General features: G+C 54.2%; 8 protein-coding genes and 1 riboswitch. Of the genes, 3 read left to right on the top strand and 5 right to left on the bottom strand.

What is annotated here, in order from left to right; genetic code table 11:
- Positions 1-168: 168 nt before the first annotated feature.
- A complete protein-coding gene (murI, locus tag PGH32_RS23685) occupies positions 169-1020 on the bottom strand; it encodes a glutamate racemase (protein WP_314425612.1) in 852 nt (283 codons plus the stop codon).
- Positions 965-2833, bottom strand: a complete 1869-nt coding sequence (gene btuB, locus PGH32_RS23680) for a TonB-dependent vitamin B12 receptor BtuB (RefSeq protein WP_337895356.1) — start codon at positions 2831-2833, stop codon at positions 965-967. The genes murI and btuB overlap by 56 nt, the downstream gene beginning before the upstream one ends.
- Positions 2834-2899: 66 nt before the next feature.
- A riboswitch (cobalamin riboswitch) is annotated at positions 2900-3080 on the bottom strand.
- 123 nt (positions 3081-3203) lie between these two features.
- Here btuB and trmA point away from each other — a divergent pair.
- A complete protein-coding gene (trmA, locus tag PGH32_RS23675; protein WP_337895355.1) occupies positions 3204-4304 on the top strand; it encodes a tRNA (uridine(54)-C5)-methyltransferase TrmA in 1101 nt (366 codons plus the stop codon).
- Positions 4305-4337: 33 nt separating this feature from the next.
- On the opposite strand, the gene PGH32_RS23670 is transcribed toward trmA, so the two are convergent.
- A complete protein-coding gene (locus PGH32_RS23670) occupies positions 4338-4691 on the bottom strand; it encodes a YijD family membrane protein (RefSeq protein ID WP_314425619.1) in 354 nt (117 codons plus the stop codon).
- Positions 4692-4703: 12 nt separating this feature from the next.
- Positions 4704-5345 carry an HTH-type transcriptional repressor FabR gene (gene fabR / locus PGH32_RS23665; protein WP_105594510.1) on the bottom strand — a complete coding sequence of 214 codons (642 nt, stop codon included), beginning with the start codon at positions 5343-5345 and terminating at the stop codon, positions 4704-4706.
- 192 nt (positions 5346-5537) lie between these two features.
- Here fabR and sthA point away from each other — a divergent pair, with 192 nt between their 5' ends.
- Positions 5538-6938: a Si-specific NAD(P)(+) transhydrogenase gene (gene sthA / locus PGH32_RS23660; RefSeq protein WP_314425621.1), complete on the top strand. Its 1401-nt coding sequence runs from the start codon at positions 5538-5540 to the stop codon at positions 6936-6938.
- Here the strand turns inward: sthA and oxyR are convergent.
- On the bottom strand, positions 6921-7838 hold the full coding sequence (gene oxyR / locus PGH32_RS23655) for a DNA-binding transcriptional regulator OxyR (RefSeq protein WP_105594509.1): 918 nt from the start codon (positions 7836-7838) through the stop codon (positions 6921-6923). The genes sthA and oxyR overlap by 18 nt on opposite strands.
- Positions 7839-7972: 134 nt before the next feature.
- On the opposite strand from oxyR, the gene PGH32_RS23650 reads away from it, so the two are divergent.
- Entirely contained in the window at positions 7973-8704 is a 732-nt protein-coding gene (locus PGH32_RS23650; RefSeq protein WP_314425624.1) for a redoxin family protein, read from the top strand.
- Positions 8705-8720 lie beyond the last annotated feature (16 nt).

Here is an 8720-nt window from a genome sequence, read left to right as displayed (position 1 = left end):
TTTGAGAAGTTTTTTCCGGCGGTTCAGACAACTTCCTGAACCTCTAACACGCTGGCCTGTAAGCCGTTGTTCCGTGTCAGTGGAGGCGCAGTATAGGGATTTTCTGGCGGCTGACAAGGGCTAATTTAAAAAAGATGTTTGAGTGCCGTTTTTTTATCCAAAAGTGCTTCAGAGAGCGAGTTTTTCGAGCTTTTCAAACCCGTATCGCTGTAAAACGGGCATTAATTGTACTGCCTGTTCCGTAATATCCATGCAGTAAGCGATATTACTGTCTGTAGAAAAAGCTTCTGGCGATTCATTCTCTAACAACCAGACGGTACGACGAGCAATAGCGGCTCCGGAATCAATGAGTCGGGTCCCTTCCGGCAGCACCTGCTGCAGCTCTTCACTAATAAGAGGGAAGTGCGTGCATCCCAGTACAACCGTATCCGGCGGCTCCTTCATACGCAGCCAGGGCTGCAAAATCCGTTTCACCTCTTCTATAGCAACCGGCTTGCCGTGCAGTTTGGCTTCCGCCAGCTCCACCAGCTCTGCTGAACCCAGCATCTCGGTTTTGCACTCGCTGGCAAAACGCGCCACCAGCTCATGGGTATAAGGACGCTTTACCGTACCGCGAGTTGCTAACAGACCCACAATCCCGTTACGGGTTAAACGTGCTGCAGGCTTGATGGCAGGCACCACCCCCACCACAGGGAAGGAGAAACGTTCGCGTAATGCAGGCAGGGTCACCGTGCTGGCCGAGTTGCAGGCAATCACTACCAGCGCCAGAGGATGACGAAGTGTGACTGCCTCAACGATGGACACAACCCGTTCAACGATAAACTCTTCCGACTTTTCACCATAAGGAAAGGCAACATTATCGAAAGCGTAGAGATAATGGAGATCCGGCAGGAGCTTGCGGATCTCATCATAGACTGAAAGCCCACCGACGCCGGAGTCAAAAACCAGCACGGTGGGGCGCAGATTAGAAGGTGTAACTGCCGTTGAGGTAGTATTCCCGTCCAGGGGTTTCATAGCCATACACTGTCTCGTAGTCTTTATCGAACAGGTTGGCAATTCTACCACGAACAGTCAGATGGGATGTGATCGGATACGACACGGCGAGATCCCAAAGGCTGACGCCGCCCATTTTCACCGTCCGCTCCGGATAAACGTTGAAATCTTTATCATAGCGCTGGCCGAGGTACTGATAGGTCACCGACCAGTCGAAGTCATATACCGTCCAGTCAAGCTGGTACTTCACCTGCTGTTTCGCACGGCGCAGTAAGATTTCATTGGTTGCACCGTTACGCGGGTCCAGATAGTCGAAGGAGACTTCGTGGCTCAGCGGACCGGTATCAAAGGAGGCCGTTGCTTCAACGCCCTTAATGGTGGCTTTCGAGATGTTGTAGTAACGGTATGTCGTTGGATCGCTATCAACCAGATTATCAATGTCATTACGATAGCCGGAGATATGCCACGTAACCGGCCCGGTCAGACCTTCGAAGCCGGCTTCCCACTGCTTGCTCTCCTCAGGCTTTAAATCGTCGTTGCCGTAGAAGTTGCTGTAAAGCTGTGCCAGGTTTGGCGCTTTGAAAGCCGTACCGTAAGAGGCAATAAAACGATATCCCTCTACAAATTCCCAACCGGCGCTGGTTTGCCAGGTATTATGCCAGCCGAACTGAGAATTATCATCCCCGCGCACCGCCCCTTCAACGGTAAAATCACCGAGCCGCTGCTGACCGGTCAGATACAGGCCGGTATTGCGTAGCTCGGTGCTGTTTGCCAGCGAGCTGGTGCCTGGCTCAGTGGTTTCCTTCTGCCAGTCGACCCCGCCGCTGACGGCTCCCTGCCCCACGGCGAACGTATTGCCCCACTGCACATTATACTGTTTGCTTTCATCCAGCGTCGTTGCGGCGCTGTAACGGCCCAGGCGTGGATCGTAGTTGTAATCCTTCACGTGGCTGATGCTGGCAACAAGCTGCGAGGAGTAGATACCCTGATTAAAGCGCAGCCCGGTGTCCCAGGTCTGGCTGTAGAGCTGGCGCGTATCGACTAACGAACCCGGTACGGTATAACCATAGCTATTGTCATAACCGGTACGATTATCAAAGCCGTAACCACGCACGAAACCGCTGAACTGCTCGTTAAACTGGTGGTTCAACGCGCCGTAAAGCGTTTTGCTCATGAAACCGTCGCGATCCGGCTGGGCTGGGCCATAGTCGTTTGGATAACCGGCCGCCACATCGAAACCGCGGGTGTAGGTGTAATCCCCGGCCAGTGTCACCTGGGTGTTTTCACCGAGTTTCTGCTGAGTGGACCCGTTATAATTCTGGTAGCTGTTTGAACCCACTCCGGCTTCCAGCGTCGTACCTTCGCCTTCGCGCGTGGTAATAATATTAACCACGCCGCCAATAGCATCGGAACCGTAAACAGCGGAGCGGGCACCACGGATATACTCAACGCGCTGTACCAGCGCCAGCGGGATCTGGCTGATATCCGCAGAACCGGTGATACCAGACTGATTCAGACGGATGCCGTCAATCAGCACCAGCACATGATTAGAGTTGGTCCCGCGAATAAACAGACTGGTCTTTTGCCCCATTCCGCCACTTTGTACGGCATCAACGCCGGGCAAGCGGCGCATTACATCGCTGAGACTTTTCGCCTGCCAGCGATCGATTTCGGCACGGGTAACAACGGTGGTCGGCGCGAGTACCGTATTAACCGGCTGCTGAAAGCGGTTCGCCGTCACAACCTGAGTTTCTTCACTATCCTGTGCAAAGCCATACTGCGCCCAGAGTGCAATTGCCGTTGCGCTAAAGGCAAACAGCGATTTATTCATTTTTATCATTGATAGAGCATCCAAAAAACCAGCAGGATGCCGCAGGCTTACGATCGATAGCACGCGATGATCGTAATAATGCGACGTTAATCCGGCAGGTCTTCGGGCTCAGTGTCGTAAAAGGCAAAGACTTCCCATCGTAAGACAGTGTCTGCTTGCGCGATTGCCATGACATTCTATACCGCTGCGCGTCAGCTCCAGATTTTCACTGGATTCCCTTTTAACTCATGGGGAGGCCGGAGAGCGCATTTTATGTATAACATGATTGGAAGTCCAGATAGCTGGACATCCATAATGGCAATTCGTTCACAACGCTGGACATCAGATGTGGAATCCCTACAATCGCCCGGCTATCTCCGCCAAACATCCAGGAATCACTATGACGCCCGAACAGCTGCCCGTTGAACAGTATGAAGATCAGCTTGCCGAAAAGGTAACCCGCCTGACGTCGATGATGTCGGCCTTTAACGCGCCCGAAGTTGAAATCTATCGTTCGCCGGTCAGCCACTATCGGATGCGTGCCGAGTTTCGCGTCTGGCACGATGGCGATGACCTCTATCACATCATCTTCGATCAGCAGACCCGCGAGCGCATCCGCGTTGACAGCTTCCCGGCCGCCAGCGAACTGATCAATCGCCTGATGCCGCGCCTGCTGGCTACGCTGCGCGAAACGCAGGCGCTGCGCTTTAAGCTTTTCCAGATTGATTACCTTTCTACGCAGAGTGGCCAGATCGTGGTATCGCTGCTCTACCACCGTAAGCTGGACGAAGCCTGGCAGCAGGCAGCAGAGCAGCTGCGCGATGCGCTGCGTGCTGAAGGGTTTAACCTGCATCTGATTGGCCGCGCCACCAAAACCAAAATCTGCCTCGACCAGGATTTCGTTGATGAATGCCTGACGGTGGATGGTCGGGAGATGATTTACCGCCAGGTTGAGAACAGCTTTACCCAGCCGAACGCCGCGATGAACGTTAAAATGCTGGAGTGGGCGCTGGATACCACCCGCAATTCAAGCGGCGACCTGCTGGAGCTGTACTGCGGCAACGGCAACTTTTCGCTGGCGCTGGCACGTAACTTCCGTCGGGTACTGGCTACCGAAATCGCCAAGCCTTCCGTCGCCTCGGCACAGTACAACATCGCCGTAAACCAGATTGATAACGTGCAGATCATTCGCATGGCGGCAGAAGAGTTTACGCAGGCAATGAACGGTGAGCGCAGCTTTAACCGTCTGGAAGGGATCGATCTGAAGAGCTATGAGTGCGAGACCATCTTTGTGGATCCGCCACGCAGCGGTCTGGATGAGGAGACGGTGAAAATGGTGCAGGCCTATCCGCGCATCCTTTACATCTCCTGCAATCCTGAAACGCTGTGCAACAACCTCGCCACGCTGTCGGCCACTCACGAAGTGACTCGCCTGGCGCTGTTTGACCAGTTCCCGTATACCCATCATATGGAATGCAGCGTACTGTTGACCCGACGCTAAACCGTCAGGGCGATCGTAAGATCGCCCTGAAAATCACCCGGCTTTGCGTACGCGAAATTTACTGACAATCCAGAATACGACCGCCACCATCAGAATCGTCGGGATAAAGTTCGAACCGATGTCAGGGTACTCCGCCCGCACCATTGCGCTATAAAGCAGAATACCCAGCAGGAAGAAGCCTGCGGCCAGTGACGGCATTCCGTCAGGCATTGAGCGGTTCAGATAGCGCTGATGCAGACTCCAGGCGGCAAGCGCCAGCGCAATAATCGGGAACAGTGAAAAGGGTACTATCGAACTGAAAAGTGCAGAAAAACTTCCATTAATGGAAAGTCCGGTTAGAAACGCCAACAGCAACGTTCCTTTATCTCTGCCTGAAGCTAAACTCATGTCTCCCCCTTTTTAGTCGTTGGATGCCAGCGTCACAGCCAGTCTCTCCTGCTCACGGCGATACCAGTAATATGCCCCTTTCGAGATCATACGCAGCTGCAGTACCAGCCGTTCTTCCAGCTGACGACGCTGTCCCGCATCGATATCCAGTGCTTCCGCACCGGCGTTAAATACAATGATGACCATCGCTTCCGCCTGCGCCTCCGTGAAGCTGCGCGGCATGCGATTTTCCACTTCCAGATAATCGGCTAGTTCGGCGATAAAATGCTGTATTTCCCGCGCTACGGCTGCACGGAAGGCTGCTGATGTCCCCGAACGTTCACGCAGCAACAGACGGAAGGCATTCGGATTATCACCGATAAATTCCATGAACGTTGACACGGAAGTGCGAATAACGCTGCCGCCTTTGGCAATGCGCTGACGCGCCTGTCGCATCAGTTGACGAAGCATTAAGCCGCTTTCGTCTACCATGGTTAATCCCAGTTCATCTACATCACGAAAGTGACGATAAAATGACGTCGGGGCTATTCCCGCCTCTCTGGCCACCTCGCGCAGACTCAGGCTGGCAAAGCTACGCTCGGCACTTAACTGGCTGAATGCCGCCTCAATAAGTGACCGCCGTGTACGTTCTTTTTGCTGCGCTCTGACGCCCATTTTTGTGCCTGTTTAGCCTGCAAGTGGGCACTATAGCAAAAATTTCAGCGTACAGTCCGTCAAACTTTGTGACCGCCTGTTAACCTGGAAATTTGGCAAATGGTGGCAAAAAAAGCGGTAAGAATTGGGAAGTTGCCCGCTGGATGTTAGAATATCGTTGTAAAATTGTTTTATAAAATAGGACGTATTGGTATGCAACAGTCTTATGATTACGACGCCATAATTATTGGTTCAGGCCCGGGCGGTGAAGGTGCTGCGATGGGGCTGGTGAAACAGGGCGCGCGCGTTGCAGTAATCGAGCGCTACCACAATATCGGCGGCGGATGTACACATTGGGGAACGATTCCGTCAAAAGCACTGCGCCATGCCGTTAGCCGCATTATCGAGTTCAACCAGAACCCACTGTATAGCGACCACTCACGACTCCTTCGCTCTTCCTTTGCCGACATTCTCAACCACACCGAGAACGTTATCAGTCAGCAAACGCGTATGCGTCAGGGATTCTACGAACGGAATCACTGTGAGATGTTCCAGGGGGATGCGCGTTTCATTGATGCCAACACCATTGAGGTCGAAAGCCCTGACGGCACCACCGAGCGCCTGACCGCTGAAAAATTCGTGATTGCCTGTGGTTCACGCCCTTACCATCCGCCGGATGTCGACTTTACCCATCCGCGAGTTTATGACAGTGATTCCATCCTCAATCTCCACCATGAGCCGGGCCATGTCATTATCTACGGCGCCGGGGTCATCGGCTGTGAATACGCCTCAATTTTCCGTGGCCTGAACGTCAAGGTCGATTTGATTAACACCCGCGACCGCCTGCTGGCTTTCCTCGATCAGGAAATGTCGGACTCGCTCTCCTATCACTTCTGGAACAACGGCGTGGTCATCCGCCACAACGAAGAGTTCGAGAAAATTGAAGGGGTTGAGGATGGCGTGATCATGCATCTGAAATCCGGGAAGAAGCTGAAAGCGGACTGCCTGCTTTATGCTAACGGGCGCACCGGGAACACCGACTCGCTGTCGCTGGAAAATGTCGGGCTGAAGGCCGATGGCCGCGGGCTGTTGAAGGTCAACAGCATGTATCAGACCGCGCAGCCGCATATTTACGCCGTGGGCGATGTGATTGGCTATCCAAGCCTGGCCTCCGCCGCCTACGATCAGGGGCGCATCGCCGCGCAGGCTCTGATAAAAGGGGAAGCCAGCGCGCATCTGATTGAAGATATTCCTACCGGTATCTATACCATCCCGGAAATCAGCTCCGTCGGTAAAACCGAGCAGCAGCTGACGGCGATGAAAGTGCCGTATGAAGTTGGCCGGGCGCAGTTCAAGCATCTGGCACGCGCGCAGATCGTCGGGATGAACGTCGGCAGCCTGAAGATCCTGTTCCATCGCGAAACCAAAGAGATCCTCGGCATTCACTGCTTTGGTGAACGCGCGGCCGAGATTATCCATATCGGTCAGGCCATTATGGAGCAGAAAAACGGTGGCAACACAATTGAGTACTTTGTGAATACCACCTTCAACTACCCGACCATGGCCGAGGCCTATCGGGTAGCGGCGCTGAACGGCTTAAATCGCCTGTTTTAAACCGCCAATCATCACGCCCTGCATATGCGTTCGGATCGCCTCTGCCAGCTGTTCATAACGGCCGCGCAGGGGTGAACCCGGGCGGTAAACCAGTGCGATGGTTCGCTGAGGTTCGGGCTTGTAGCAGGGCAGATAGCATACGCCATCACGTACCCGCTCTTTCGGCACGGCCAGCGCGGGTAACAGCGTAATTCCGCTGCCCGCCGCCACCATGTTACGCAGCGTTTCCAGACTGGTTGCACGGAAATGCGTATCCTCATCCGCTCCCGCCTGGAAGCAGAATCCCATTGCCTGATCGCGCAGACAGTGGCCATCTTCCAGCATCAGTAGCTTTTCGCCAGCCAGATCCGACATCGGGACGCGATCGCGATCGTGCCACGGGTGATCCTGATACACCGCCAGCTTCATCGGTTCATCAAACAGCGGCACTTCAATAAACGCTTCCGACTCTTTCACCAGCGCGAGGATGGCACAATCCAGCTTACCGCTATCAAGCTGCGCCAGCAGCTGCTGCGTTTGCGCCTCGTGCAGATACATCTCCAGCTTGGGGAACGTTTTGTGCAGTGACGGAATAATCTGCGGCAGCAAGTAGGGGCCAACGGTCGGAATCAGCCCGATATGCAGCGGGCCGGACATCGCCTCACCCTGCTGACTGGCCATCTCTTTCAGTACCTTCACTTCACGAAGTACGGTACGTGCCTGATCCACCAGTAAAAGACCGGCCTGAGTGAACAGCACCTTACGGCTGGTACGCTCGAGCAGCATGACGCCCAGCTCATCTTCCAGCTTGCGTATCTGCCCGCTAAGGGTCGGCTGGCTTACATGGCAGGCATCCGCTGCCCGACGAAAATGACGGTGTTCCGCCAGTGAAACCAGATACTCAAGATCACGAATATTCATCTTATCCTCCTGACCACGATAGCCCGTGGCGATAGATAGGATAGCAATCAACGATTAGCCCTATCAACCCTGGATCACAATAATGTGTCCGTGCACCAACAGCACAACTAATAATCTACTCGTGAGGTCTTTTTATGTTTGCAAGTCAGGAAGGTAAATCCATCCCGCAGGTCACTTTTCACACGCGTCAGGGCGACAGCTGGGTTGATGTCACGACTGATGAGCTGTTCAAAGACAAAACGGTGATCGTCTTCTCCCTGCCCGGTGCATTTACCCCAACCTGTTCGTCCAGTCACCTGCCACGCTATAACGAACTGGCCGGCGTCTTCAAAAGCCACGGCGTGGACAGCATTCTCTGCGTGTCCGTTAACGACACCTTCGTGATGAACGCGTGGAAAGCCGATCAGCATGCCGATCACATCCAGTTTATTCCTGACGGCAACGGTGATTTCACCCGCGGAATGGAAATGCTGGTAGAGAAAGCCGACCTTGGCTTCGGTCCGCGCTCATGGCGTTACTCCATGCTGGTACGCAACGGCGTGGTGGTCAAAATGTTCGTTGAGCCAAACAAGCCGGGCGACCCGTTTGAAGTGTCTGATGCCGATACCATGCTGCGCTATGTGGCACCGGAATTCAAAATCCAGGAGTCCGTATCGCTGTTCACCAAGCCAGGCTGCCCGTTCTGCACCAAAGCCAAGCAGATGCTGCTGGATCGCGGTATCCAGTATGAAGAAATCGTGCTGGGGCAGGATGCGACCACCGTCAGCCTGCGCGCCATGACCGGCCGTGCCACCGTACCGCAGGTCTTTATTGGCGGCCGTCATATCGGCGGCAGCGATGACTTAGAGAAGTTTTTTGCCGCCTGAGTGTCCGGGTGAAGCC

Origin of the sequence: Erwinia sp. SLM-02, assembly GCF_037450285.1 — a bacterium.
Lineage (GTDB): Bacteria > Pseudomonadota > Gammaproteobacteria > Enterobacterales > Enterobacteriaceae > Erwinia.
Note: the sequence above shows the minus strand (reverse complement) of the source record. Positions and strands in the feature narration are given on the sequence as shown.

Excerpts from the sequence above, each read along its gene's own strand:
- murI (WP_314425612.1), bottom strand. The coding sequence starts at position 1,020 with ATGGCTATGAAACCCCTGGACGGGAATACTACCTCAACGGCAGTTACA.
- btuB (WP_337895356.1), bottom strand. The coding sequence starts at position 2,833 with ATGATAAAAATGAATAAATCGCTGTTTGCCTTTAGCGCAACGGCAATT.
- trmA (WP_337895355.1), top strand. The coding sequence starts at position 3,204 with ATGACGCCCGAACAGCTGCCCGTTGAACAGTATGAAGATCAGCTTGCC.
- PGH32_RS23670 (WP_314425619.1), bottom strand. The coding sequence starts at position 4,691 with ATGAGTTTAGCTTCAGGCAGAGATAAAGGAACGTTGCTGTTGGCGTTT.
- fabR (WP_105594510.1), bottom strand. The coding sequence starts at position 5,345 with ATGGGCGTCAGAGCGCAGCAAAAAGAACGTACACGGCGGTCACTTATT.
- sthA (WP_314425621.1), top strand. The coding sequence starts at position 5,538 with ATGCAACAGTCTTATGATTACGACGCCATAATTATTGGTTCAGGCCCG.
- oxyR (WP_105594509.1), bottom strand. The coding sequence starts at position 7,838 with ATGAATATTCGTGATCTTGAGTATCTGGTTTCACTGGCGGAACACCGT.
- PGH32_RS23650 (WP_314425624.1), top strand. The coding sequence starts at position 7,973 with ATGTTTGCAAGTCAGGAAGGTAAATCCATCCCGCAGGTCACTTTTCAC.